The organism is Streptomyces sp. NPDC021020 (assembly GCF_044333285.1).
GTDB lineage: Bacteria > Actinomycetota > Actinomycetes > Streptomycetales > Streptomycetaceae > Actinacidiphila.
The window spans coordinates 430,636-455,463 of the sequence record NZ_JBIRQQ010000004.1 but is presented as its reverse complement, the minus strand read 5'-3'; the positions used below and the strand labels follow the sequence as shown (position 1 = coordinate 455,463).

Genomic DNA, 24,828 nt, shown 5'->3' with positions numbered 1-24,828 from the left:
GTGAGCGCGGGCAGGCGGCTCGCCGCACGGGTCCAGCGCCGCGTGCCGCGGATGTTCTGGCTGCGCGCGGCGCTGGCCGCGCCCGGCCTCTTCCTCCTCGCCGTCGGCGCCCGCCGCCTCGCCCAACTCCCCGACCCGTACCCCGTCCTGGAGTGGCTGGCCGGCGCGGTGCTGCTGCACGACGCGGCGATCGCGCCACTCGTCCTGCTGACAGGCCTGCTCGTCACACGGCTCCCCGCACGGAAGGCGGTCCGCACCGCGCTGCTCACCGGCGGCACCCTGCTGCTCCTCACCCTCCCGGCACTGCTCCGCCCCCGCCCCACGGCGAACCCGTCCGTCCTCCCGCTGCCGTACGCGCGCAACCTGCTCGTACTCCTTGCAGCGACCGCGCTCGCGGCCCTCACGGCGGCGGCCACGGCAGCCCTGCGCGCCCGGCACGCCCGCCGGTCCGCGGCCCGTACCTCCCGCCCCCGCTGACGGGCCCGCCCGGCGCCCCGGACATCACGCCCCAGGCTCGCCGAGCCCTGTCGCGGCCCAGGCGGCGGCGACCAGGGGGCGGTGGAGGTCGGTGCGCCGGACCAGGCCCTGCCTGGGGAGCACGAACGGCTCGTCGGGGTCAGGAGGTTGCGCGTCCGACCGTGGCGGGTCGGCTCGGACGAGAACGAGGAGCGCGAGGGCGGCCGCGGTCCGCCCGATCAGCGCACTTCCCGCCAGAGCGCCGAAACCAGGCAAGCCCAGCCTCGGACGGGTACCGAGAGGTCACCCAGGCCGAGTTCAATGCCGCGGCCGGCACCATCCGCGTGGAGCTCCCGCAGGAGCAGCCCGCAGAGCAGGACCGAACAACCAGCGGCGACAACGGGTGTGCCAGCTGCCCGGATCACCCCTGGTTGCAGATCGGCGAATCGCTCGGTATCTCCAGGCACACAGCGTGGGAGAGCTACGCTCCGCCGGGTGGGAATCATCCTGTGTACTACTCGGAATTCCCACCCGGCGGGCCCCACATCGGAGTCAGGTATTCCGCCGTAGCGCCTATGGCCGGGTGCCCCAACGGTCAAGTCACTGGGGCACCCGGCCTGGGCTCAGTTACTCCACGGCGATTTCGATGGCTTCCATCGGGCGGCTTTCGCCTGTGGTCCCGACCTCTATGTAGTTCCCCGTCCTCCAGCCCTGCCAGCCTGTGCCGTGAAGGTGCGCGTCAGCCCCGATCTCCGCGTCCTCCCGCCAGAGACGGATGGCCTGGATCGCGAGACTCCGGCCGGTGGTGCCGATGGTGATGTCGGGCCCGGAGGTGCACTTCTTCGTCGTCCACCCCAGCTTCTGGACGTGTGCCTGCGCACAGACCGTTCCCGTGCCGACCACGTTGATTTTCAGGGCTTCCAGGCGCAGCGACAGTCCCACGCTTCCCGCAGCTTGGCCGTCGCACGCCCAGCCCAGCCATCCCTCGTCCTGGATGTGCGCCTGGTAGCAGATGCTGGCACCCGACAGGGTCGCCGCGTTGCCGGCGGCGTTCGCGGCGGCGCTGTTGGCCGGTGCGGCGCTGGCCGAGGCGGCGCCGGTCGCCATGCCGCCCACCGCAAGGGCAGTAACGGCCATGGCTGTTGACAGACGTTTGAACTTCAAAATTCCCCCTGGTCTTGCTGATCACTGGTTGAAATCCGACTGCAATTTTGTTCCCCCACTGCCAGCCGGACTCCTCATGTTCACCTGCGCCCCTCTCCGACACAAGATGTCGTATCGGCCACGAACATGTCCAGATTTAATAGGCAGGGAAAGCGGAATTCGGCGCATCGCTGCTTCAGAAGTTTCAGAGATCCGCTGGAAGGACGCAGCCGCAGGCCCCGCCGACAACCGCCGAGCAGAACGGCTCGGCGACGCGGTGCCCGCTACCGGGACCGGAGGCATCGCCCGCGCACGTTCCTGGGCCTGCTCCACCCAGACTGACCCACCGCTCCTCGCGGGCTATCGCGTCCGGCGAGGATTCCGGCACCTCGGCACGAACACCTCCGGCCTGTCAGTACCGTGTGCGAGTCTGCTGCCTGAACGGAGATCACCACCGGTGGAGGGGAACAGCCGTGTCTGACGGCATCGGGTGGCTGCTGGAGCCGTATCTGGTCGACTGTGTGACCTTCGCGAGCGGAATACCGCCCGCCGCGCTTGCCGCGCGACTCGGTTCCGTTCCTGGCCGGGAAGCCCGCCCCGGCTCGGCGCAGGACGCGCAGGAGGCGCTGGGCCGCGGGGCGCGCTGCGTCGCCCGGGTGGGCGAGGTAGCCGGGTGGGCCTTCGCGGTGGAGTACGGCGACGCCGTCGGCGCGACCGCGGGCGGCCTTGTCGCGGTGTCACGCGGTGGCGTGGCTGCCGTCAACTTCCAGCTGACGCCGTGGAGCCCGCCCTCGCTTTTCCGTCACTACCTGGATGGCGCGTACGTCACCGGCTTCGGCGTGGGCGACGAAGCACGGCGGTACGGTACGAAACCGGGCCTGCTCGTCCCTGAACTGGAGGCGCTGGGCGTCCTACCCTCCGGGCCGCAACTGGACCAGCGCGGGATGCGGTTGACCATGCTCGCGATCGAGGACCACTTCGGCCTGCACCTGCCGCGGCGTCAGGTACTGTACGGAGAGCTGCCGATGTACCACCTGCGCGCTGGGAGGCGGGCGGCTGCCCAGTCGTAGAGGCGATCGCCCTTCGCGCCCGGGCCGACGGACAAGCGCCGCCAGGCTGCGGGCGGGGCCGGTTCGGACGTCGTCGCGGACCTGGTCTGCGTTCCAGCGAGCTCCCGCGAGCAGGTGCTGCAGCCGATGCGGGGCCGAATGGCCTGTGTACTCGGCAAGTTGCCAGCTGTTCTTGCGGCCCACCGGGGCCGAGCAGCCCGTGCACATAATCCCGCATACGCCGGGGCACACCTTCGTGCGACCTGTCCACGAAACCACAACGGCACGGCTACACTCACCGCCACCAAACCGCTGACCAGGACATAAGGTTTCCTCCACTCGCCATCTGGAACCTGCGGACCCTGATCAGGACGGCGAGGGGGCCGGCGTGGTGGAGTGACAGCGGTAGCAGGCGAGTTCAGCGGCGGTGCGGTTGCGGCGAATCAGCAGTTGGTGGCGGCCCGGTGCCGCTTCGGTGAGGTCGATGACTCCGCAGTTTCGAGTTGCCGCCGTAGACCTCGTCGCCGGTCACCCAGCAAACGTGATGTCCCGCGTCCAGGAACCGTTCGATCATTACCCGGGCCAGTTCCGGCTTGGCCACGAAGACGGTGTCCTCGCCGAGCCCGGCCGCCCGTCAGCGGTCCGGATCGCAGGTCCACGAACGAAAGATGGACAGCTCCCGGTCCGCCGCCGCGTGCCCCCGGACGCCGGCGTAGACGAGATAGACAGCGACCTGGGGAGTTCTCGATCCGCCCGGCGGTGCAGGTGTACTGGCGCTGGACCCCGCCGGTGTGCGTGCCCTTCTTCAGGTCGCCGACCTCCCTGGCCCACTCGGCGATCGTCCAGCAGTTTTTGCGCGGCAGGTCCGACATCAGGCCCAGCACCAACCGCCCAGCCCGCAAGCGGGGTTCGTACCGGGCGAACCGGCCTGCGATCCGGCCCATGGCCACCTCGAACGCCTCCCGCCAACGCGCGGGATCTGCGTTGTGACCTGCGATCTGCGCAGGTCAGCGCCCGTGTGGCGGCTCGCAGTCCCTTGGTCCCTACCACTGGTAGCAGGCCGGAAGATCCGACCGACGTGGTGGGCGGGAAACCTCTGCTCTCTCTACAGAGCGGGGGCTGAGGGAGCGAGACGGATGCAATCGGGAAGCCTCCGCCCTTCACGCGTCTTACCGGAGTCATGAACGGATAGACAGAAGGCCCCGTACCCACCCTTAGGAATGGAGTAGGTACGGGTCCTTCCGTATTGTGAAACGCGTGCGCTCATCCTAGATAGGGAGTGCTGCGATTCTCCAAGAAATGTCCCAGCCTTAGTCGCTGAGTATGGTGCATCGGAAGTTGGTCAATCTCGCCCGATGAGATGAAGCGTAGCTCTGTCGATTCGTCGGAAATTGCGAGAGACCCGCTGATTACTCGTGCCGTAAAGCACACATTGAACTGTCGACGCACTTCCCCATTAGTGTACGCGATGATATGACGCGGATCCGTGTATGTGCCGACCAGACCTGTAATCTCGACGTCCAGACCCGTTTCCTCCTTGACCTCGCGCACAGCAGCCCCAGGGAGTGAGTCTGTCATTTCCATGCCGCCTCCCGGCAGTGCCCACAGACTGTTATCCGTTCGTCGCTGGAGCAGGATACGGCCCTCGTCGTCGGTGACAACGGCAGAAGCCGCGACTACCAAGCTGTTCGGCTTCGGTGCTTCCGGATCATCGTAGTATTCGGTTCGGGCCATTCCTCAACCTTCCTGCACTGGATTTGCTGTTCTCCAGACCTGCTCAAAGCTTTCCGCGTAGCCGCCGAACATCCCACCTTCCCCTATCCCTCGAAGGTGCCACACCGGCGCAGCGTATGCGTTCATCCCCCATACGTGAGCGTTGACCAACATCTGGTCATCGGCACGATAGATGCTGTTGTAGAGAGTGGTCCCATGAGTTCGGATTTCAATCCCAGGGAAGCGCAGAAGCGGACGGTAGTGCATAAGTGCCAGGCGGCAGCGGGACTCAATCCCGTGCCCGAATTTTTCTTCCGCACCCCGTTGCTTTACATTCGGACTGTCGGCGTCGCCGAGTGCGATCCGAACCGTACATCCCTCTGCTGCTCGCTCGGCCAGCAAGTCGTTAAGTCGCGGATACGCCTCGTGGAGAAAAACGGCCGCGTACACAAGGATGCTAATTTCTTCACGCGCTTGCACGAATAGGTCAATGAATGTGGAAACCGGTAGATCGGCACGCTTGTCGTAGAGCGTGATCAGTTCAGGACTCACGGCCCTTGCTGCGCGTGGTTGCCGAAGTTTTGGCCAGAGTGTGAACACGTCCTCCCCAATCGCCTCTGCGGCGCGTGCGGCGGTGCTTAGGCGCGGGGTCCTGCCGAGGTTGACCCATCGCTCGACCGATTTTGGATCAACTTCCACCTTCGCTGCCAGGCTGGCATGGGTCCAGCCCCCCGCCGACATGGCGGCTCTCAACCGCTCGTTCTGCACTCAGTCTCCCCCGAAGCCACGGACGTTTGCAGGGACGTTCTACCCACCATGGGACGTCCCCAAATGTCCCGCGTCCGTAGTTCCTGTGTCCTCAGGTTGCCGGGACGCTCGCAAGGTGAGGACCCCCGCGACCGTGCGACCGGCCCCGGGGGGGAATGGACCACCTTATTGGGCAGGCAGCAGCGGGGCGAACGGGGAGTGAGCGCCGACATTCCCCCGGAACTACCGACGGAAGAAGATGCGCGACGAAATCCACTTCCCTCTCTTGAGGATCTGGCTAAGCGCGCAGAAGAACTGGCCGAGGAAATCAGGCGCCATCTGAGGCGACCGTGACCGCTAACCCGAGGGAAGACAAGGCTAGCCAGGAGACAACATACTGCGGCTGTTGCGCAGGACACTGCCAAATCTGGCGCCCTGGCTGCTTCGGATTTTGCGGCTGCGAGACATGCAATAACACCTTCAAAGTACTCTGCCCCGCCTGTGCGGGCGGCGTGACAGGAAAACCGTTAGGCGAAGCCATCAACCGTTAGGAGTTGCGGGATGAGAGCCACCCAAAGCGAATTGAAATTTGCGTGGCTGGAGGTGACAGGCTTGTGTAATGAGTTCTGCGATCACTGCTACGCGGACTCGTCACCGAAGGGGACGCACGGCACCATGACCCTCACCGACTGGGCGAACGTGATCGACCAACTTGCGTGCATGGGCACGCTGGACGTCCAGTTCATCGGCGGGGAACCGACGCTGTACCCGCACCTCCCGGAGTTGATCCGGCACGCGCGGAGTGCCGGTCTTTCCGTGGAAGTGTTCTCGAATATGTCCCATATCCGGGACGAACTATGGGAGACGTTCACGGACTGCGGCGTGAAACTCGCCATGTCGTACTACTCCGACAATGACGCCGACCACGACGCGGTAACCAAGCTGCGCGGCTCTCACAAGCGCACGCGAGAGAACGTGAAGAAGGCTCTCGGTCTCGGTATCCCACTCCGGGCGGGGGTAGTGGCCGTTCGGGAAGGACAGCGTGTACAGGAGGCTGTGAGCGACCTTTCCGGGCTCGGAGTCGGCACCATCGGTGGGGACCATATGCGTGCTTTCGGCCGGGCCAGCAAGGGGGCCGCGCCGACCATCGGGGATTTGTGCGGACACTGCGCACACGAGAAGTGCGCCATCGGCCCGACCGGCGACGTGTGGCCGTGCGTGCTGGGCCGGTTCCTTGCCATCGGCAACGTGATGGAATCTCCGCTTTCCGAGATATGGGGCGGGGAACGGATGGCAGGCGTTCTCGCGGACATCACTGCCGTTCACGGGGAAGGCGCTCAGGCGTGCGCTCCGCCGCAATTCCTTCCGATGTGCGGCCCGTGCGGTCCGTGCGTCCCCTCCGTGGGGCACTGCGACCCGAAAGAGGCAGGCAGCGCGGCTACGATCGGGACACCCGCGTAACACGCTGAGAGATCACCAGGAGAACGCCAATGGACGATCACGGGGATGACTTCGGCCGGTGGGGCACGGACAGCAACATCAACGCCGTGCAGCGCACCGAAGAGGAGTGGGCCAGGGTCGCGGGGTACATCCGGCACGCGGCGAACAAGGTCGGGCCGACCCTTCCCCTCTGCCTCCCTGGGGAGCCGCAGGAATGCGGTCGCACCGCTCAACAGCACGTCTTGGCTTGGTCGGCCCACCTCAAGGCCGTAGCCCACCACCTGATCGAACAGGCTGCCCCCAGCGAGGCACGCGCGGCGCACGTGGCCGGACCGCTTTACCAGCGGCGGTTGGCTGAGCTTCGCGCGAAGGATGCTCCCGTGCACGCCCAGCGCTGATCAGCACACCCGAGCGGCCCCGTCCGTGCGAGAGCGTTCGGGTCCGCGAAAACGCGCCAGCTCCGCTTCCCGCCACCTTCATCGAGCAGTGTGGCGCCCATCCTGAGGACGCCTTCCTGAGCCTGATCCAGGTCCTCGACCCCCAGGTCGAGGTGGAACTGCTGGGGCCGAGCGGGGTCCGGCCACCGCGGTGGCCGATGGTCCTCCACCCACTGGAAGGCCAGCACCAACCCACCATCGGTGTGGAGCGTCGCCCATTCGTCGCCGAGCGACCACCGAAGATCCGGCTGGTTCACCACACCACCGAGAAGCGACTGGTAGAACCGGGACAGCCCACCGACATCGGCACAGTCCAACACCACACACTGCACGAGACACGTCTCGTTCGCACCACGAGTTTCCATCGTCAGGTAGCCGCAGCACGGGCACGCGTACGGGCCGTCCTCCGGCCCGAGCACGACATCGAACCTCTGCGGGCCGGTGCCCTTGCCCTCGCTGGTCACGCTGCCAGAGATAGCAGCACCCGCTGACAATCGACACAGTCCGAGCACCGCCGGAGGTTGAAAATCAAGCCAGGGTCACGAGCGCTCAGCGCACCGCCACAGCTCAACGATTCGTCCGGACGCGCCGTTCCCGGGTGCACCTGACCAAGCCCTACCAGTGCGGTGACCGCATCTTGCGCAGGCTCTCGATCTCGGCGGACAGCACAACCATGGTGTGCAGATGCGTGTAGTACGTGGCCGCGTACTCGTCGTCGATCGCCGGAAGGACCTTCCCGAACGCCGACGTCAGCCGCGCCAGGCGTGCGTGGGCCTGTTCGCCGAGCAGGTCTTCCTGGACGCAGGCGGCGTAGGCGTAGGCGTCCGAGTCGAGCATCACCATGTCCCAGCCCTCGACGGACAGGCCGCGGAAGCCGGGCGGGAAGGGCCTGGCCATGTGCTCTGCCATCATCTGCGCAAGCGCGTCGACTTTCTCGTCAGGCATGGGGAGATCCTGCCAGGCAATCTGGCGAAGCTGCGCGGTCGTAGCGTCGGCCGCCGCCCCCGCCGGGCGGGCCGGTTCCGGGACGCCCGCCCGCTGACGGGCAGTTGCCGCCCTGCGGCCCGGGGGCCGTCCCTTCGTCGTGCGGTCCCCTCCCGGCAGGCGGGGGCGGGGGCGGGTCATGCGTGCGGCGGGTGGAGTTCGGCGAAGTGGCGGTCCGCGGTGCGCCAGGTGCGGGCCGTGGTCCAGCCCGCGGCGTCGGCGGTACGGCGCAGGGCCGCGGGGCCGAGGCGGGCCCAGGGGAAGGGGGCGCCGAGGTCGCCGCGGCCGCCGTCGAGGCGGACCTCGCAGCGTTCGTCCACCTCCACGGCGGCTGCTTCGGCGACCAGCCGGCCGCCGGGCGCGAGGAGTTCGGCGGCGCGGGCGAGCAGTGCGGCCGGGTCGCCGCCGATGCCGATGTTGCCGTCCAGCAGCAGGGCGGTGGCCCAGCGGCCCTCCCCCGGCAGCGGGTGGAAGACGGAGCGGCGGAGCGCGGCGCCACCGCGCTGCACGGTCCGGTGCACCGCCGCGGGGCTGACGTCCACCCCCAGCACGCGGTGGCCGCGCCCGGCGAGCGCGGCGACGAGCCGGCCGGGCCCGCACCCGATGTCCAGGACGGCGCCCCGGCAGCGGGCCAGCACACTCTCGTCGGCGGCGTCCGCGTCCGCGAGCCACCGCTCGACCTCCAACGGCAGCAGCCACCCGTCCCCCCGCCGCAAGAACAGCGGCCCCGCGCCCGCCCGCAAGGCCCGCTCGTACGCGTCCTCCTCCCACGCCCCGGCGACGACAACCCCGCCGCCCCGCGTTCTCACCACCCCGCCCTCCAGGCAGCGCCTTCGCCCGCCGCTCCTGCGCCGCCGCCCGGCCCGGGCCCGGCAGCCCCGCCGCCCGCGGCCCCGGCCCGCCCAGGAGGAAGCCGCGGGCCGCTCGGCGGAGCCTCCACCGCTGCCGCCGGGACACCCGAGCCGCCCGCCGCGGGCTCAACGGCGTGTCGCCACCCGCCGCCCACCGAACCGCCCGACCCGGCCCCGGCCGCCGGAGCCGCCACGGCCCCGACCCCCGCGCCGCCCGCCACGGGCTCAGCGGCTCCTCGCCACCTCCCGCCCACCGAACCGCCCGACCCGGCCCCGGCGACCTCCGCCCCGGGCTCAGCGGCTCCTCGCCACCCCCCGCCCACCGAACCGTCCGACCCGGGCCCGGCGACCTCGCCCGCCCCCGGAGGAATCCGCGGGCCGCCCCGCGGAGCCACCACGACCGCACCCCCCGCGCCGCCCGCCGGTTCCCGTTCGCCCGTCAACCGCGCGTGCAGCGCGGCGAAGTGGCCGCCCGGGCACAGGGACGCCACCGCCGCGGCGTCCGCTGCCGTGTCCACGTCGCGCAGTACCGGCAGGCGGCCGATGCGCAGGCCCGCCGCGTGGAGGCGGGCCGCCAGCACCGCGCCCGTCTCCGCGACGGACATCGGCACGCCGAGCAGCAGCGCGGGGTCGGGGGCGGCGAGGCCCAGCGCCCAGAAGCCGCCGTCCGCGGCGGGGCCGAACCACGCGTCGTACGCGCCGAAGTCCGTGCCCGTACGCAGCAGCGCGGGTGTCACCTGCGGGGTGTCCATGCCGATCAGCAGCGCGGGCCCCGCGCACGCGGCGAAGGCGGCGGCCAGCCGCGCGTCCAGGCCGCCCGCGCACTGCGGGACGACCGTGAAGCCGTCCGGCACCCACGCGCCCGGCCGCCCGTCGAGCACGAGCAGCCGCCGCCGCGCGGGCGTCGCCGCGACCGCCGCGAACGTGTCGGCGAGCGCGGCCGCCGCGAGCGCCGCGGCTTCGGCGGCCGAGAAGTCCGGCATGAGCCGCGTCTTCACCCGCCCGGGGACGGGCTCCTTGGCGATCACCACGACGTCCGTCACCGCCCGCCCCTTCCCGTTCCGCTGAGGGGCGCGTCGGGCACGCCCCCGCCGCCGCCACGCTCCTGTGCGCCGGGCAGGGCGTCCGACGCGCGCCCTGCCGCGCCGTGGCCCAGCGCAGCACCGCCGTCCCCGCGCTCCCGCGACCGGGCCAAAGCACCATCCCGCGCACCGGGCTCGGCGTCCGACGCCTGCCCTGCCGCGCCGCCCGGCACCGCGCCCCGGGGGGCCGCCTGCCCCGGCACCGACGCGCCGGGGGCGTACGGGGGCTCCGCCAGGACCGCACGCATGTCGCGTACGGCCTGCCAGGTGCCGCGCCACGTACCCGTGACCTTGGACCTGCCCTCCCGGGGGGAGGTACGGGACGTCCCGCTCGCGTACCCGCCAGCCCGCGTCGGCGGCGCGCACCACTGTCTGGAGGGGGTAGCCGCTGCGGCGGTCGGTCAGGTCGAGGCCGAGGAGCGCCTCGCGGCGGGCGGCCCGCAGCGGGCCGAGGTCGTGCAGGCGTAGGCCCGTACGGCGGTGGAGGAGGACGGACAGCGCGAGGTTGGCCGCGCGGGCGTGCACGGGCCAGGCCCCGCGTGTCGCCGGGCGGCGACGGCCGAGCACGAGGTCGGCCTCGCCGCCCGCGACCGTCCGGACGAAGCCGGTGAGCAGGCCGGGGTCGAGGCTGGCGTCGCAGTCGCAGAAGCACACGATGTCGGCGGTGGCCGCGCGCAGCCCGGCGTGGCAGGCCGCCCCGTACCCGCGCCGCGACTCCTGGACGACGACCGCGCCCAGGCGGCGGGCGATCTCCGGCGAGCCGTCACGCGAGCCGTTGTCGACGACGAGGGCGCGCCATCCGGCGGGGATACGGGCGAGGACCCAGGGCAGCGCCTCGGCCTCGTCGAGGCACGGGAGGACGACGTCCACGAGGGTCTGCGCGGCGCCGCCGCCTCGGCCCGGGGCGGCGAGGGGCACGGCAGCCCCCGCGACGGCCCCGGCGCCAGGGCCCAGCGCGACGCGCACGACACCCGGGGCGGCACCGCCAACGACGTCCCCCGCGCCAGCGGGAGCGGTAGCCCCCTCGCCAAGGCCCCCCGCTGCGGGCATGACGCCCGGGACAGCGCCGCCAACAACGCCCGGCAAGGCAGCCCCCGCCCCAGGGCCCGGCTCGACGCGCACGACGCCCGAGGGAGCGCCGCCAACAACGCCCCCCACGCCAGTGGGAGCACCAGCGTCCACGACGCCCCCCGCCCCGGGGGCGGGCACGGCACCCACGGCGGCGCCGCCCACGACACCCCCCGCACCAGCAGGAGCGGCAGCGTCCACGACAGCCCCCGCGGCAAGGCCCGGCGCGACGCGCACGACACCCGGGGCAGCGCAGCCCACGACAGCCCCCACGCCAGTGGGAGCCCCCGCGTCCGCGACACCCCCCGCCCCAGGGCCCGCCACGGCGGGCGTGACGCCAGGGACAGCGCCTCCGACAACGCTCGGCAAAGCAGCTCCCGCCCCAGGGCCCAGCGCGACGCGCACGACGCCCGAGGCAGCACAGCCCACGACAGCCCCCACGCCAGCGGGAGCACCAGCGTCCGCGACACCCCCCGCCCCGGGGGCGGGCACGGCACCCACGGCGGCGCCGCCCACAACACCCCCCGCGCCAGCGGAAACACCACCCCCCGCCCCAGCAGAAGCCCCCGCGTCCGCGACGCCCCCCGCGCCGGGGGCGGGCACGGCGGCCCGCGCCGCAGCGCCCCCACCCCGATCCGCCGGAGGCACAGCGCAGCATACAGTCGCGTCCACTCCCTGAGATCTCACACCCGCCACCGTAGGAATTCCCCGCGGACATAGCGGACACGGACTCCTTACGAAACGCGGACGCCGGGCCGCGCGGCGCCCCCGGGGGCAACCGGTCGCCGCGCCCCGGTGCGAGGCTGGACGCATGAGTACGCCAGCAGCACCCGCCCGGATCCTGGTCGTGGACGACGACCCGACCGTCGCGGAGGTCGTCACCGGCTACCTGCGCCGGGCCGGGCACACCGCCCTGCACGCCCCCGACGGGCCCACCGCGCTGGCCGAGGCCGCCGCCGGGGCGGTGGACCTCGTCGTCCTGGACCTGATGCTGCCCGGCATCGACGGCCTGGAGGTGTGCAGGCGGCTGCGGGCCGACCGCCCGCTGCCGGTGATCATGCTCACGGCGCGCGGCGACGAGGAGGACCGCATCGCGGGCCTCGAAATGGGCGCGGACGACTACGTCACGAAGCCGTTCAGCCCGCGCGAGCTGGTGCTGCGGGTGGATTCCGTGCTGCGCCGGGCCCGCTCGGGGCGGGGCGCCCCGACGGGGCCCGCGGGTGTGCTGCGCGCGGCCGGGCTCACCGTCGACACGGAGGCGCGGCGCGCCACGAAGGGGACCGCCGAGCTGACCCTCACGCTGCGCGAGTTCGACCTCTTGGCCTGGTTCCTGGCCCATCCGGGCCGCGCTCACGGCCGCGAGGAGCTGATGCGGGTGGTGTGGGGGTGGGAGTTCGGGGACCTGTCCACGGTGACCGTCCACGTCCGCCGCCTCCGCGCGAAGATCGAGGACGACCCGGCGGCCCCCCGCCTGATCCGTACGGTGTGGGGCGTCGGCTACCGCTTCGACCCCCCGCCGGGCCTGGCGCAGGAGGCGGCCCCCGCGCCGTACGCCCCCGGCCACCCCGCACCGCCCCCGGCCGACAACGCCCCCAGCCCCGCAAAAACGCCCCCGCCAGGCCCCGCGCAGGAGGCGGCCCCCGTGCCGTACGGCCCCGGCCACCCCGCGCCGCCGCCCCCGGCCGACAACGCCCCCGGCCCCGCGGAAACGCCCCCGCCGGGCCACGCGCAGGAGGCGGCCCCCGCGGCGGGCGGGGCGGTGGCGCCGTGAAGGACATCGCCCTCATCGCCCTCTTCGCGCTGGGCGGCGCCGCATGCGCCGGGCTCTCGGGCGCGGTCGCGCTCCGCCTCGTACGGCACCGCTCCGTCGCCGTCTCGCTCGCGGTCGTCGCGGTCGTGGCCGTCACGACGATGCTGGGCGGCACGCTGGCCGTGGCGCAGGCGATGTTCCTGTCGCCGCACGACCTGCGGGTCGTCACGCTCGTCGCGGCCATGGCCGCGGTCGTCTCGCTCGCGACCGCGCTGCTCATGGGGCGCTGGGTGGTCGCCCGCAGCCGGGCGCTGACGCTCGCCGCCCGCGCCTTCGGGGACGGCGGCAGCTTCGCTGCCCCACCTGTCCCGGCGACAGCCGAACTCGCCGCGCTCACCCGCGAACTGGCCGCCACCAGCGACCGCCTCGCCGCCTCGCGCGAGCGGGAGCGCGCGCTGGAGTCGTCGCGCCGCGAGCTGGTCGCGTGGATCTCGCACGACCTGCGCACCCCGCTCGCGGGGCTGCGGGCGATGGCCGAGGCGCTGGAGGACGGCATGGCGGCCGACCCCGCCCGTTACCACCGGCAGATCCGCACCGAGGTCGAACGCCTCAACGGCATGGTCGGCGACCTCTTCGAGCTGTCCCGCATCCACGCGGGAGCCCTCACGCTCACCCCGAGCCGGGTCTCGCTGCGCGACCTCGCCGCCGACGCGATGCTGGGCGCGGATCCGCTGGCGCGCGAGCGCGGGGTGCGGCTGGTGGGCGACGGCATCGCCCATGTGCCGGTGGAGGTGGACGGCAAGGAGATGACGCGGGTGCTCGCGAATCTGCTGAGCAACGCGATCCGGCACACCCCACCGGACGGCACCGTCGCGGTGTCCGTGGGCCGCCACGACGGCAGGGCGCTGCTGTCCGTGACGGACGCGTGCGGCGGCATCCCCGAGCAGGATCTGCCGCGGGTCTTCGACACGGGGTGGCGGGGCAGCCCCGCCAGGACCCCGCCCTCGGGCGCGGGCCTCGGCCTGGCGATCGTCCGCGGCATCGTCGAGGCCCACGCGGGCCGCGCCGACGTCCGCAACGTCCCCGGCGGCTGCCGCTTCGAGGTGGCCCTCCCCCTGGGCGCGTCCCTCCTCTGAAGGGGGACGCCCCGGCCCCTCGCGCGGGGGTCGCTACGCGGTGAACTCCCCGCGCCGGACAGCGGCCACGAAGGACGCCCACGCGCTCCCCGAGACCATCAGCGCGGGACCGTGCGGGTCCTTGCTGTCACGGACCGGCACACCGTGCTCGTGGCCGTCCAGGACCTCCAGGCAGCTTCCGTTCTGCGCACCGCTGTACGTGGACTTGCGCCAGCCGGACAGCGACGACGCACGCTCAATGTGGCTGTAGCTCATACCTTCTGCACTCCTCCGACTGTTGAAGCGGCAGTGCTTCGTCCAGGCACAAGGCCGTACGCCCCGGGTCGCTACGCGGTGAACTCCCCGCGCCGGACAGCGGCCACGAAGGACGCCCACGCGCTCCCCGAGACCATCAGCGCGGGACCGTGCGGGTCCTTGCTGTCACGGACCGGCACACCGTGCTCGTGGCCGTCCAGGACCTCCAGGCAATTTCCGCCCTGCGAGCCGCTGTACGTGGACTTGCGCCAGCCGGACAGCGACGACGCACACTCAATGTGCCTGTGGTGCATGCTTTCTGAACTCCTCCGCCTGCGCCCGCAGCAGGGCGACAGACTCTTGAAGCGGCAGTGCTTCGGCTAGGGCAAGATCGTACGCCCCCTGAAGCTCCGCAACCAACGCCGGACTGTCGTGGATCTTGCCCATCCGGATCCCCTCCGTGTAGGCGATCGGGGCCTGGTCCTCGAACCACATCAGCGTCAGCACGCCGTCCAGCAACGGGTGCGGGGTCGTGCCGAACGGCACGATGTGCACCCTGATGCGACCCGAGTCGGCGAGCGCGGCGACGTGGTCGAGCTGGGCGGCCATGACCGCGTATCCGCCGGTGGGGCGCCGGATGACGGCCTCGTCCAGCAGCGCCCACACCTCCGGGGTGACGGCATCCTCAAACAGCTGGGCCCGCTCAAGCCGCGTTACCACGGTCTTGTGACGCTTCTCCTCACTCTCGCGGGGGTACCCGGCTCCGATCACCGCTCGGGCGTAGTCCTCGGTCTGGAGGAGCCCCGGAATGTACGAGAGACCGAACTCCCGGATAACCGTGGCCTGCCGTTCGAATTCCCGCGCCTTCTCGTACCAGTCCGGCACCGTGCCCGCCAACTGCCCCGGGCGGAACGTGGCCAGCACGTCCCCCGTCCCCAGCGCGTTGTCGAGCGCCTTCGCGTCGTCCTCGCTCGGGTACCGCCGCCCGGTCTCGATCGCGGCAATCATCGAACGCGACATGAACCCGCGGTTCGCCAATTCCTGCTGTGTCCAGGCCTTCGCCTCGCGCTGCTCCTTCAGCCACTCACCGTACGACTTCGCCATGCGTGACACCCCCTTGTTACTCCTTTGTTGTCGCGAGCTTCCCACTTCTCTGCCGCCCGCCGCTGGCGTTTCCTGAAAGAGCATCAAATCGGGTTGACGACGGGCGGAGTGATGAGCGCAGAACAGACGGCGGCGGCAGCGGGGTCGACCGACGCGCGGAAAGCGGAGTACACGACCTACGCGCCGAAAGGGGAGCGGTGCCGCAGGTGCGGGAAGCCGCTCAAGAACCTGGAGATGTGCCGCCGGGTCTCCACCGGTGGCGCGGCGACGGGGCCGCACCCCGGCCTTTACGAGCACATCGCCGGGTGCGGCGAGTGAGCGTCCCGAACGGCCCCCTCCTGCGCATCGGCCAGCAGGTGACCGACGGGCAGAACGTCGGCACGCTGCAGGCGATCGTCGCCGACTGGGAGGACCCGACCGTCCCCGTCTGGAAACGCAGGCCCGTCACCACGGCCTTCGTCCGCGCGTCGGACGGCCTGGAGTGGACGGCCCGCCCCGCCGACCTGTCGGCCGTCCCCGATCCCCAGGAGTGCGTCAAGTGCCCCTGAAACAAAGCCAGTTCATTGAATTCGACCGTCTGAGCGAAGAGGAAATACCCACCAATATGCCCGGGACGACCGCAGGGGAACTGTGCGAGGCATCCGCCCGGTTGCCGCTCGCACTCCACGCCGAAGCACGACGGACCTACCCGGCCATTGACGGCCACCGGGTCATGGAAGATCTCGTGTGCGCCTTCGACGAACACGGCGGCGGCGAACACTGCGCCGTCGTCTACGACGATTTCCCGGACCCGGCGACAGGCACGCTCTGGACGCGCTGGCACTCCGGCGAATCCCCGACCGTCCTCTTCCTCCGCCCCGACTGCCCCACCCGCTCCCCCTCCGCCACCGCCTGCGGCCATTTCACCGCGCACCCGGGCCCGCATTCCTGGGAGACGGACACCATGGAAAAGCCACCCCGCTGAGTTCTGCCCGGCCCGGGTGAGCCCCGGCGTGGAGCTCACCCGGTGACCGGCTTCCGACTGCACGACCTGATCGTCAGCGGCGACTACACCTGCTGCGCGGCACGCCCTGGTCACCGCCCGCCGCAGCCAACACAACCCCGCAGGAACATGACACGGTCACGGCCCGCAGCGCATCACCTCTCCCCGCAGTGCACACTTCGTTAAGGTGGTGTGCATGACGGAGAGCACTTATTCGATCGTGGAAGCCCGCGCCCGCCTGGGCGCCATCGCACGCCAGGTCAGCGCCACCCGGGAGTCGGCAGCCATCACCGACCACGGGCAGACCATCGCTGTACTGGTCAGCCCTGCCGACGCCCTCGAACTGGAGGAGATGCGCGCCTTGGCCGCATACAGGGCACGCCAGGCCCGCGGGGACAGCGCCGGCGTCCCGCACGAGGAGGCGTACCGCCGCATCTTCGGCGGGGACCGGCCATGAGCTACGAGATCATCTGGGAACCTGAGGCCCTCGCACAGGCAGAGCGGTACGCCAAAGAAGATCCCGACGGCGTGCGACAGGTGTTCACCGCGGTCGATCATCTCGCAGAGGACCCCCGGCCCGAAGGCGCCTCCGGTGGCACCGACGTGCTGCGCATCCACGTCGGGATCTACCGGGTGATGTACGAGGTCAGCGACAGCCAGATCCGCATCAGCGTCATCCATCTCGGACGCCTGCGCTGAGCCTCTCCCGCCATCGGTCCGAGCCGGCCGGACCCAGGGTGAGGACGGCCAAGCCGGAGAGCGCCGTCGCCGCGGCGGTGCCCGGCCGCCGCGGCGTACCGCCGGGGTCAGTGCCGGCCGCTGCTGAAGTGACCCCCCGGGGTCACTCCACGTCCGAGGCCCCCACCGCCCCCGGCGGGGAAGCTCACCCCGCCGCCGGTTCCCGGAGCCGCGCGGTGGCGAATTCGGCGACGCCCGCCGCGAAGGGGACGCGCGGGGTCCACGCGAGGTCGCGGAAGGCGGCGGCGGAGTCCGCCGTGATGTGGCGGACGTCGCCGAGGCGGTACTCGCCGGTGGTCAGCGGGGGCGGGCCGCCCGTCGCGGAGGCGAGGGCCGCGGCGAGTTCGCCCACCGTGCGGGGGGAGCCGCTGCCGATGTTGTAGGGGGTGCACGCGCCCGCGGCCCGAGTGTCGAGGCCGGTGAGCGCCGTGACGTTCGCGGCCGCGACATCCGTGACGTGGACGAAGTCCCGCCGCTGGCCGCCGTCCTCGTAGACGCGCGGCGCTTCGCCGCGGGCCAGCGCGGAGCGGAAGAAGGACGCGACACCCGCGTAGGGCGTGTCGCGTGGCATACCCGGCCCGTAGACGTTGTGGTAACGCAGGGCCACCGCCCGCCCGCCGGTCGCGCGGGCCCAGGCCCCGGCAAGGTGCTCCTGCGCGAGCTTCGTCGCCGCGTAGACGTTGCGCGGGTCGGTGGGCGCGTCCTCCGCGACGAGGCCGGGCCGCAGCGGGGCGCCGCACCGGGGGCAGGGCGGTTCGAAGCGCCCGGCGTCGAGGTCCGCCGCCCGGCGCGGGGCGGCGCGTACGGGGCCGTGCTCGGGGCAGTCGTAGCGGCCCTCGCCGTACACGACCATCGATCCCGCGAGCAGCAGCCGCCGTACGCCCGCCTCCGCCATCGCGGCCAGCAGGACGGCGGTGCCGAGGTCGTTGCAGGAGACGTACCCGGGGGCGTCGTGGACGCCGGAGCCGAGGCCGACCATGGCTGCCTGGTGGCACACCGCGTCCACCCCGCGCAGCGCGGCCCGCACCTGCTCGGCGTCGCGCACGTCGCCGTGCCGGAATCCGGCGCCCGCCGGGATCTCGGGTGTACGGGGGTGGGCGGCGGGCAGCAGGGCGTCGAGCACGAGCGGCTCGTGGCCCTCGGCGGCGAGGGCCGTGACGATGTGGGAGCCGATGAAACCGGCTCCGCCGGTGACGAGTACGCGCATGCCCGGCACGCTAGGCGCCCCGCCCGGCGTCCGGACGGCGGGCGGGCCGCCCGTAAGCCTTCCGTCAGATCCGGCCGGGCCCGCGCGGCCCCGCCGCGAACGGGTCGGGTACGGTCGGCGGTTGTCCGGGCCGCCGGTGGACACCGCGTCCGGCCCGGTCCACCACGCCCGGCGGATGGGAGCCGTCCTGTGAGCACCACCCCTGCCGAATCCCCCGGCGCCGTGGGCGTCTTCTCGGGCGGCCGCTACCGGCTGGGCGAGGGCCCGCTGTGGGACCCGCGCAGCGGCACCCTGCACTGGGTGGACATCGTCGCGGGCGAGGTGCTGAGCCGCGGCGAGGACGCCGGGGACGCGCGGGTGACCCGGGTCGGCGCGGACGTGGGGTGCCTCGGGCTGACCGCCGACCCGCACGTGCTGGTCGCGGCCCTGCGGACGGGCTGGCATCTGCTGGACCTGCGCACCGGGCACCTGCGGCCGCTGGCCGACCCGGAGCCCGACCGCCCGTCCTGCCGCTTCAACGACGGCGCCGTGGACCCGGCGGGACGGTTCTGGTCCGGCACGCTGGACGACGACGGCGCCGCGGACGGGCGGCTGTACGTGCTGGACGTGCTGGACGGCAGCGACGCCTCGTACCGCACCGCCGACGAGGGCTACCGGTGCGCGAACGGCATCGACTGGTCACCCGACGGCCGGTGGATGTACGTCGTCGACTCCGGCCGCGACCGCGTCCACCGCTACCCCTTCGACGTCGCGACCGGCACGCTCGGCGCCCGCGAGATCCTGGCCGACACCGGCGCGCTGGACGGCGTCCCGGACGGGCTGCGGGTCGACGCGGCGGGCGACATCTGGTGCGCGTTCTGGGACGGCGCCCACGTCACGCGCTTCGCCCCGGACGGCACCGTGCGCGAGCGCGTCGACCTGCCCGTACTGCGGCCGACGAGCATCGCCTTCGGCGGCCCGGACCTGCGGACGATGTACGTCACGTCCGCCTCGCGCGGGCTGACCGCGGAGCAGCTGGCGCGGTGGCCGCTGTCGGGCGCGGTGCTGCGCCGTACCGCCGCGGTGCCGGGGCTCCCCGCACACCACTTCGGCGCTGCGTAGCCGTACGCCTACGGTGTGTTCGCGGGCGCGGCCTCTTCCGGGGACGTGCGCTGCGCGCGCATCACGACCTTGCCGGAGGTGAGGTCTATCGGGCCGCGGGCGGGGTCGCCGTTGCCCTCCTCGTCGCGGAAGAGCTCCAGGCGGTTGCGCTCGTCGTCGGTGTGCTTGCGGGACGGTGCGAAAAGGTCTTCCAGGATGTTGAACATGCTGCGAACCTCCCGGGAGCCGACCGGCAGCAGGCGCTGTCCTCCACAGGCTACGCCCGAAAGCGCGCGAGCGGCCGGGCCGCAATTCCCGCGACCCGCCCGCCCGTACGCTGTGCGACGACCCGGTTACGACGTGCTGACCACGACGTTGTCGAAGTCGGCGGTGCCCTGGTACGTACTCAGGCCCGCGGCGCCGGAGGCGTACGTGCTGTCGCTCGCGCTCACCACGGCCGCGCCGTTGACGTAGCCGGTGAGCGCGCTGCCCTGGGCGGACAGCCGCACGGTGTAGGTGGTGCCGGTGTCGACCGTGAAGGACACGCTCGCCAGGACCTTGCTCGTACCGCCCGAGACGCGGCGGATCTCGGCCTTGTTCGCGTCGCGCAGCACGAGCGCGTAGTAGTCGGAGGCGTCCTTGGCGCGGGCCAGGACGGCGACGTATTCGCCGGAGCCGTCGAAGAGGGTGGGCGTGACGGAGGCCTGCACGCTCTGCGCCGTCCAGCCGGACGAGCCCGCCAGCGCGACCGCGGTACCGGCCACGGTGGACTGGGTGAGGACGTGCGAGCCCGCCGAGCGGACGGCCCAGGTGCCGCCGGTGGTGGTCCAGCCGTTCGCGTTGCCGTCCTCGAAGTCGTCGCTGAGCAGGGTGCCGCCGGTGGGCGGGGTGGTGGGGGGAGTGGTGGGCGGCGTCGTCGGAGGCGTCGTCGGGGGCGTCGTGGGCGGGGTCGTGGGGGGCGTCGTGGGCGGGGTGGAGCCGCCGAAGGTGACCACGAGGGTGCCGTCGGAGGCGAAGGACCACTTCAGGGCGCCGTCGTAGGAGGAGCAGCGGGAGCCGTTGGTGCCGCTCCAGAACTGGTTGGAGCTGTCGGCGTCGCCCACGGTCTTGTCGTTGCTGCCGCTTCCGCTGCGGCAGGACGTGTTGCCGCGGAAGACCGAGGTGCCCGCGTCGAAGGAGAAGTTGCGCTCGGTGTTGTCGATGCTGACGTTGCCCGAGATCGTCATCGAGCCGGGGTTGCTGTTGTAGGTGAAGCCGTGGTGGCCGTTGTGGTAGGCGATGTTGTTGCGGACGACGTGGTTGACCTTGATGTCCTCGCCGCCGAGCTTGAAGCCGTTGCGGTCGCCGCTGCCCGCCTGGCCGCCGTTGGAGAGCGTGCCGTTGTCGTACGACAGGGAGTTCTCGATCGTCACCGGGCCGATCGGGCCGGTGTCGGGCTTGGTGTAGAGGTCCCAGCCGTCGTCGATGTTGTTGTGCGAGACGTCGTAGCGGAAGACGTTGCCGGTGCCGGTGGTGAGCTTGGCGGCGAAGCCGTCGGCGTCCTCGCCGTCGCTGTCGGCGTTGTCGTGCGACTCCGAGCTGACGATCAGGTTGTTCGACGGCCACTTGTCCTGCGGGGTGCTGGACGCGATCCGGCCGAGCTGGAGGCCGGTGTCGTGGTTGAAGGCCGTCACGGTGCGCTCGATGACGTTGTTGCTGCCGCCGACGTAGATGCCGTTGTCGCCCGCGCGCTGCACGGTCAGCCCGTAGACGTGCCAGTACGACGCCATGAGCGCGAGGCCGCGGTTGGCCGAGTCCTCGCTCTGCGCGGAGAAGTCCAGCACCGGGGTCTCGCCCGGGTAGGCCGACAGCTCCTTGAGCGCGCCGGAGGAGCCGTTGTTGCCGTCGGCGATGGTGACGGTCTGCGCGTAGCTGTACGTGCCGCCGCGCATGTAGATGGTCCCGCCCGCGGTGATCCGGCCGATCGCCGACGTGAGGGTGGTCGGCGCGGCCTGCGTACCGGCGGCGCTGTCCGTGCCGCCCGGGGCGACGTACAACGCGTTGGCGTTGAGCTGCGGCTGCGCTTGCGGCGCTTGTGGCTGCGCCGCTTGGGAGACGCCGGGGTGCAGCGCGAGCAGCCCGGCGGCCGCGAGGCCCGCGGCGGCGACCCCGGCCGCGGCCTTGGCACGGGGGGAAATGATGGTGCTGGTGTGTTTCACGGTGCTGATACCTCTCGTCCGAAAGGTGCGTGGGGGGTGAGCTGCCCGGTGCGTGTGCGGGCAGCTCGGATCAGCCGTGCATGAAAGCGGTTACTAACGCGGGTGCGGGGTGGGGGGCGGTGCTGGCCCCGGTGTTGCCGCACGGGCGCGGTGAGCGCCAGCCAACGTAGCAAGCGCTTGCTGCACCGTCAACGGGCTGAACGCGGTTCAGCACGCCGAACCGCGGGGGGCCTGGCGGGGCGGGGCCCGGCGGCGGGCGGCGGCGCCGAGCGCGGGCGGGCGGCCCCCGCGGCGGGGCGGCGGATCGGAACGTGAGGGCGCGGCCCCGGCGGCGCGGGCCGAACCCCCGGGCCCGCCGCGTACGGCTCCCCTACTCCCGTCGTCGGGAGGGACCAGCCGGAACCCGGCGGCCCGAAAGCACCCAGCCTGGCGAACCGCGGGAGGCGGCCGTCACCGTCCGAGCCGGCGACGGTACGGCCGCTGGGCAGCGCCCACTACCGCTTCCGCGGGGCCGGGCCCGAGCAGATGGGCGGCTGCCCGCAACCCCCCGACCACACCAGGCCGTGGCTTCCTCGTAGGAGCTGCTCGTCGTCCCGTGTGTCAGTACCTGCGGCTACGGTGTCGGCGTGACTGATCTTGAGATTGTGGCGCGTGTGCGTGTCAGCGGCGGATGTCCTGTCGAACGCTTGGTATGCCACCCGCGACTTCCTCTGGTGGCCGGCTTGGACGGGGAGCGTCCGGCGGTTCATGTGTGGAGCTGCGAGGCGGGGGTGTTGCGCGAACTCGGCTCGGTCGGTGCCGAGTCGGAGGGCTACGGTGATGACTTCGGCTGGGAGCGGATCGAGCGGACGCCCGCACTGGCCTGGCACCCCGACGACCCGCGGCTGGTGGTGGCAGGCGGCGAGTGCGGCGTGGTGCAGTGGACTCCTGCCGGGCTTTGCGCGGTGGATGCTGTTCCCCCTGCCGCCGGCTACCGCAGTCTGGCCTTCAGCCCGGACGGCCGGACGCTGTGGGCATCGCCGTCCGCGGACGACGGGTGGGGCATCTCGGACGTCGTCGACCTGGCTTCGGGGACGGTCAGTTCGGGCCCGCAGTGGGACACCGGCGTGGCCCAGCACCCCGGCGGCGGACTGGTGGTCACGCTGAGCAGCGACCAGGGCGCGACGCACGGCCTGTTCGCGCGGGTCGGTCCCGGGGCGGCGACCGGCGCGATGCGTCTGCTGGGACGTGCTCTGATCCTGGACGTCGACGGTTACGAGACGCCCCTTTTCAGCGCGGACGGACGTCATTTCGCGATCCGGGGCAACGCCTACGAGAACACACTCGAGGTGTTCGCGTTCCCCTCCCTCCAGCGCGTCCTCGCGACGACCCTGGGCCAGCCCAGCCCGGGTTACCCCTATCCGCAGGAGTGGCTCGAGCAGATGCAGGCCTGGTCGCGGCACAACCTCGCGTTCGGAGCCCGGCCGGGCGTGCTGTGGGTCGGAACACCCGCAGGAGCCCTGATCGAGGTCGACATCGAAGCCCGGCGTGCGATCGAGCACGACCTCATGGCCGGATCTGCGGTGTCCGCGCTGGCCGCCACGGCGGCAGGCGAGCTCGTCATCGCGAGCGGCGGCGAACTCACGCTCGTGTCCGTGCGGTCCGACGCCGAACAGACCCGCGCCGCGGACGGTATCGACGCGTCCACGGCCGCAGCGTCAGCGGTCGCGGAGTTCCTTGACGCCACGTCGGAAGTGCCGGACGGTGCCGACCTGGAAGACCACCTCGTCCTCACCGACGGAGACCGCACCTGGACCACGGACGATCTGGCCACGGTTCACGCGGCAACGGCAGAGGATCCCACCTGGCTCCAGCTCCGAGCGGCCATCAACAAGGCGTGTGACGCGCAGACAGATCGGGGGCGACGATGAAACAGCCAGGGATACGTCTTGGCAACGACAACGCGTGGCTGGAGCTGAAGCGTGTTGAGCAGAACGACTGGAGGGTCACGGCCGACTGGGTCTCCTGCCTGACAGCCGACTTCGACGCGTACCTCACCAGCGCTGAGGTCGTGGACTTCGCCACGCGGATGCTCGCTCGTCTGCGCGCGCCGTCAGCTGGACGCTTCTCCGAGGCGGTGACCCCCGGTCGAAACAATCCGCTGACCCTGTCACTGGAGCCCGTCGGGGACGGTTTCGCCTCCTTCGTGTGGCTCACCCCCAACGGTGACGACACCGTGTGCCACATGCGGATGGAGATCAATCCGATAGCCGCCTCCGAACTTCATGAGCTGTTCGATGCCTTCCGCACGGCGCTGACGGTATGACCCCGGAGGTGCCTACGCGGGCGTTGGCGTTGCGCCACCGAAGGAAGGCATGCAGTGCCCGAGTCTGGACGGCGTGGTTGCGGTGGTTCGAGTTCGCGATCGCGAACACTCGGTCGGAGAAGCGATTTCACAGCTCGACCTAATGAAGATCGACGTGAAAAGGGTGACGGTGATCCGTCGGACAGACGAAGATCCTCAACTCGCCCCACCGTCCGACCACCACCTCGGACTCGTCATCGCTCGCGATGGTGAACACAAGCGGCATCACCACTCCGCACGCCTCGCAGGTGATGGCCGTCGGATATGACAAGTGCCAGGTGGGCCAGCCTCCCAGCTTCCAGCCCGAGAGACGGGTGATGGTGTCCTTGCCCTCGTCGTCGGTCTCCTCGATCAACCGCTGCAAGCGCGGCTGGAGGTCGACGGGGAGTTCCTCACGGTACGGGAAGTCGACCAGCCGCTTGGTGGTGAACATGCACGGCTCCGGGAGGTAGCCGAACTCGTAGTGGCGTACCGGGTGGGGAGGGCCCACAAGGTGCTCATCCACATCGGCCACCTGTCGCCAGCGCAATTCCACGATCGGGCTGACGTCGGCCTGGTTCGCCGGCGCGTCCCCATGCTCGTTGGGGCACCACAGCACCTGCAGGAGATCCATCCCGGCCGGCCACCACGGACCCGGTACGTCCCGAGCGTAGATCTGCGCGACCGGCACCATCGCGACCGCCGGAACGCCTGACGGCTCCTCCTCGTCAGGTTCGGAGCAGACCGGCCACGGCTCATCGACAGGCCAGAGCAACGGGCCGCCGATGGAGCTGTCTCTCACCCCCGGGTGGCCACGTGCAGGATCGAGCAGGACAGCCTCCCGCCCGAAAGACGCGAGCTCGGGCAGCGCGGCCAGTATTTCCGCGTCTGATGGCCGCTCAACGAATGTCATGGCACCTTGACTCTCCAACGGGCAGGGCGACCGCAGAGTACCGCCCGCCCACAGCGCCATCTCCAGCTGGCCGGGCAATACAGGCTGCACTCACAACCCCCCGCGCGAGCAGCCAGACAGTGACCAGCACTTTCACAACGGGCCCCCGACCCGCTCACCACAAGACAGGCACCAAACCGCGTCGCGGCGGTCG

26 protein-coding genes and 5 pseudogenes are annotated in these 24,828 nt (G+C 71.5%); 14 read left to right on the top strand and 17 right to left on the bottom strand.

The window, feature by feature from the left end; translation table 11 throughout:
• Entirely contained in the window at window positions 1–477 is a 477-nt protein-coding gene (locus ACH4SL_RS13930) for a hypothetical protein (RefSeq protein ID WP_398444838.1), read from the top strand.
• Window positions 478–1,083: 606 nt separating this feature from the next.
• Here the strand turns inward: ACH4SL_RS13930 and ACH4SL_RS13925 are convergent.
• Window positions 1,084–1,563: a hypothetical protein gene (locus ACH4SL_RS13925; RefSeq protein WP_398444836.1), complete on the bottom strand. Its 480-nt coding sequence runs from the start codon at window positions 1,561–1,563 to the stop codon at window positions 1,084–1,086.
• Window positions 1,564–2,072: 509 nt separating this feature from the next.
• Between ACH4SL_RS13925 and ACH4SL_RS13920 the strand changes: the two genes are divergently transcribed.
• Complete coding sequence (locus ACH4SL_RS13920) at window positions 2,073–2,669, top strand: DUF6461 domain-containing protein (RefSeq protein WP_398444834.1); 597 nt, start codon at window positions 2,073–2,075, stop codon at window positions 2,667–2,669.
• Window positions 2,670–2,960: 291 nt separating this feature from the next.
• Here the strand turns inward: ACH4SL_RS13920 and ACH4SL_RS13915 are convergent.
• From ACH4SL_RS13915 to ACH4SL_RS13905, 3 genes and pseudogenes are all read right to left on the bottom strand, one after another.
• Window positions 2,961–3,592: pseudogene (locus ACH4SL_RS13915) on the bottom strand (transposase); the annotation flags it as partial.
• A 319-nt stretch (window positions 3,593–3,911) separates the two neighbouring features.
• Window positions 3,912–4,382, bottom strand: coding sequence for an NUDIX domain-containing protein (locus ACH4SL_RS13910; protein ID WP_398444831.1), 471 nt, complete (start codon window positions 4,380–4,382; stop codon window positions 3,912–3,914).
• Between the two features lie 3 nt (window positions 4,383–4,385).
• Window positions 4,386–5,129 (bottom strand): helix-turn-helix domain-containing protein, encoded by a 744-nt coding sequence (locus tag ACH4SL_RS13905; RefSeq protein ID WP_398444829.1) that lies wholly within the window; start codon window positions 5,127–5,129, stop codon window positions 4,386–4,388.
• Between the two features lie 540 nt (window positions 5,130–5,669).
• Between ACH4SL_RS13905 and ACH4SL_RS13900 the strand changes: the two genes are divergently transcribed.
• Window positions 5,670–6,569 (top strand): radical SAM protein, encoded by a 900-nt coding sequence (locus ACH4SL_RS13900; protein WP_398444827.1) that lies wholly within the window; start codon window positions 5,670–5,672, stop codon window positions 6,567–6,569.
• 29 nt (window positions 6,570–6,598) lie between these two features.
• Window positions 6,599–6,946, top strand: coding sequence for a hypothetical protein (locus tag ACH4SL_RS13895; RefSeq protein ID WP_398444824.1), 348 nt, complete (start codon window positions 6,599–6,601; stop codon window positions 6,944–6,946).
• Here the strand turns inward: ACH4SL_RS13895 and ACH4SL_RS13890 are convergent.
• The 5 genes and pseudogenes from ACH4SL_RS13890 to ACH4SL_RS13870 form a co-directional block, all read right to left on the bottom strand.
• On the bottom strand, window positions 6,886–7,350 hold the full coding sequence (locus ACH4SL_RS13890; RefSeq protein ID WP_398445339.1) for a VOC family protein: 465 nt from the start codon (window positions 7,348–7,350) through the stop codon (window positions 6,886–6,888). The two genes, ACH4SL_RS13895 and ACH4SL_RS13890, sit on opposite strands and share 61 nt — an antisense overlap.
• A gap of 250 nt (window positions 7,351–7,600) precedes the next feature.
• Entirely contained in the window at window positions 7,601–7,930 is a 330-nt protein-coding gene (locus ACH4SL_RS13885; RefSeq protein WP_398444822.1) for a hypothetical protein, read from the bottom strand.
• Between the two features lie 176 nt (window positions 7,931–8,106).
• Window positions 8,107–8,781, bottom strand: coding sequence for a class I SAM-dependent methyltransferase (locus ACH4SL_RS13880; RefSeq protein ID WP_398444820.1), 675 nt, complete (start codon window positions 8,779–8,781; stop codon window positions 8,107–8,109).
• Window positions 8,775–9,803, bottom strand: coding sequence for a DUF2064 domain-containing protein (locus ACH4SL_RS13875; protein ID WP_398445337.1), 1,029 nt, complete (start codon window positions 9,801–9,803; stop codon window positions 8,775–8,777). The genes ACH4SL_RS13880 and ACH4SL_RS13875 overlap by 7 nt, the downstream gene beginning before the upstream one ends.
• A gap of 290 nt (window positions 9,804–10,093) precedes the next feature.
• Window positions 10,094–10,772: pseudogene (locus ACH4SL_RS13870) on the bottom strand (glycosyltransferase family 2 protein); the annotation flags it as partial.
• 1,009 nt (window positions 10,773–11,781) lie between these two features.
• Here ACH4SL_RS13870 and ACH4SL_RS13865 point away from each other — a divergent pair.
• Together ACH4SL_RS13865 and ACH4SL_RS13860 are read left to right on the top strand one after the other, a co-directional pair.
• Window positions 11,782–12,483 (top strand): annotated as a pseudogene (locus ACH4SL_RS13865) (response regulator transcription factor); the annotation flags it as partial.
• A gap of 254 nt (window positions 12,484–12,737) precedes the next feature.
• Window positions 12,738–13,856: a sensor histidine kinase gene (locus ACH4SL_RS13860; protein ID WP_398444818.1), complete on the top strand. Its 1,119-nt coding sequence runs from the start codon at window positions 12,738–12,740 to the stop codon at window positions 13,854–13,856.
• Window positions 13,857–13,889: 33 nt separating this feature from the next.
• Here ACH4SL_RS13860 and ACH4SL_RS13855 read toward each other — a convergent pair whose 3' ends face one another.
• The 3 genes from ACH4SL_RS13855 to ACH4SL_RS13845 form a co-directional block, all read right to left on the bottom strand.
• Window positions 13,890–14,111, bottom strand: a complete 222-nt coding sequence (locus ACH4SL_RS13855) for a DUF397 domain-containing protein (protein WP_398444816.1) — start codon at window positions 14,109–14,111, stop codon at window positions 13,890–13,892.
• A gap of 71 nt (window positions 14,112–14,182) precedes the next feature.
• Entirely contained in the window at window positions 14,183–14,404 is a 222-nt protein-coding gene (locus tag ACH4SL_RS13850; RefSeq protein ID WP_398444814.1) for a DUF397 domain-containing protein, read from the bottom strand.
• Window positions 14,385–15,194 (bottom strand): Scr1 family TA system antitoxin-like transcriptional regulator, encoded by an 810-nt coding sequence (locus tag ACH4SL_RS13845; RefSeq protein WP_398444812.1) that lies wholly within the window; start codon window positions 15,192–15,194, stop codon window positions 14,385–14,387. The genes ACH4SL_RS13850 and ACH4SL_RS13845 overlap by 20 nt, the downstream gene beginning before the upstream one ends.
• Window positions 15,195–15,305: 111 nt before the next feature.
• Between ACH4SL_RS13845 and ACH4SL_RS13840 the strand changes: the two genes are divergently transcribed.
• From ACH4SL_RS13840 to ACH4SL_RS13820, 5 genes are all read left to right on the top strand, one after another.
• Complete coding sequence (locus ACH4SL_RS13840; protein ID WP_398444810.1) at window positions 15,306–15,512, top strand: hypothetical protein; 207 nt, start codon at window positions 15,306–15,308, stop codon at window positions 15,510–15,512.
• Window positions 15,509–15,742, top strand: a complete 234-nt coding sequence (locus ACH4SL_RS13835; RefSeq protein ID WP_398444808.1) for a hypothetical protein — start codon at window positions 15,509–15,511, stop codon at window positions 15,740–15,742. The genes ACH4SL_RS13840 and ACH4SL_RS13835 overlap by 4 nt, the downstream gene beginning before the upstream one ends.
• Window positions 15,733–16,158, top strand: coding sequence for a hypothetical protein (locus ACH4SL_RS13830; protein ID WP_398444806.1), 426 nt, complete (start codon window positions 15,733–15,735; stop codon window positions 16,156–16,158). Before ACH4SL_RS13835 ends, ACH4SL_RS13830 begins: the two co-directional genes overlap by 10 nt.
• A 214-nt stretch (window positions 16,159–16,372) precedes the next feature.
• Window positions 16,373–16,633: a type II toxin-antitoxin system prevent-host-death family antitoxin gene (locus ACH4SL_RS13825; protein WP_398444804.1), complete on the top strand. Its 261-nt coding sequence runs from the start codon at window positions 16,373–16,375 to the stop codon at window positions 16,631–16,633.
• Window positions 16,630–16,875, top strand: coding sequence for a type II toxin-antitoxin system RelE/ParE family toxin (locus tag ACH4SL_RS13820; RefSeq protein WP_398444801.1), 246 nt, complete (start codon window positions 16,630–16,632; stop codon window positions 16,873–16,875). Before ACH4SL_RS13825 ends, ACH4SL_RS13820 begins: the two co-directional genes overlap by 4 nt.
• Before the next feature lie 184 nt (window positions 16,876–17,059).
• Here the strand turns inward: ACH4SL_RS13820 and ACH4SL_RS13815 are convergent, their stop codons facing one another.
• Window positions 17,060–18,121 (bottom strand): NAD-dependent epimerase/dehydratase family protein, encoded by a 1,062-nt coding sequence (locus ACH4SL_RS13815; RefSeq protein WP_398444799.1) that lies wholly within the window; start codon window positions 18,119–18,121, stop codon window positions 17,060–17,062.
• Window positions 18,122–18,310: 189 nt separating this feature from the next.
• Between ACH4SL_RS13815 and ACH4SL_RS13810 the strand changes: the two genes are divergently transcribed.
• Window positions 18,311–19,222 (top strand): SMP-30/gluconolactonase/LRE family protein, encoded by a 912-nt coding sequence (locus ACH4SL_RS13810; RefSeq protein ID WP_398444797.1) that lies wholly within the window; start codon window positions 18,311–18,313, stop codon window positions 19,220–19,222.
• Window positions 19,223–19,230: 8 nt separating this feature from the next.
• On the opposite strand, the gene ACH4SL_RS13805 is transcribed toward ACH4SL_RS13810, so the two are convergent.
• Window positions 19,231–19,428, bottom strand: coding sequence for a DUF6191 domain-containing protein (locus tag ACH4SL_RS13805; RefSeq protein WP_398444794.1), 198 nt, complete (start codon window positions 19,426–19,428; stop codon window positions 19,231–19,233).
• 750 nt (window positions 19,429–20,178) lie between these two features.
• A pseudogene (locus ACH4SL_RS13800) lies at window positions 20,179–21,243 on the bottom strand (right-handed parallel beta-helix repeat-containing protein); the annotation flags it as partial.
• Window positions 21,244–22,025: 782 nt separating this feature from the next.
• On the opposite strand from ACH4SL_RS13800, the gene ACH4SL_RS13795 reads away from it, so the two are divergent.
• Together ACH4SL_RS13795 and ACH4SL_RS13790 are read left to right on the top strand one after the other, a co-directional pair.
• Window positions 22,026–23,309 (top strand): hypothetical protein, encoded by a 1,284-nt coding sequence (locus ACH4SL_RS13795; protein ID WP_398444791.1) that lies wholly within the window; start codon window positions 22,026–22,028, stop codon window positions 23,307–23,309.
• A complete protein-coding gene (locus ACH4SL_RS13790; protein ID WP_398444789.1) occupies window positions 23,306–23,704 on the top strand; it encodes a hypothetical protein in 399 nt (132 codons plus the stop codon). The genes ACH4SL_RS13795 and ACH4SL_RS13790 overlap by 4 nt, the downstream gene beginning before the upstream one ends.
• Window positions 23,705–23,720: 16 nt before the next feature.
• On the opposite strand, the pseudogene ACH4SL_RS13785 reads toward ACH4SL_RS13790, so the two are convergent.
• Window positions 23,721–23,816, bottom strand: a pseudogene (locus ACH4SL_RS13785) (integrase); the annotation flags it as partial.
• A 27-nt stretch (window positions 23,817–23,843) separates the two neighbouring features.
• Entirely contained in the window at window positions 23,844–24,635 is a 792-nt protein-coding gene (locus ACH4SL_RS13780) for a hypothetical protein (RefSeq protein WP_398444787.1), read from the bottom strand.
• Window positions 24,636–24,828 lie beyond the last annotated feature (193 nt).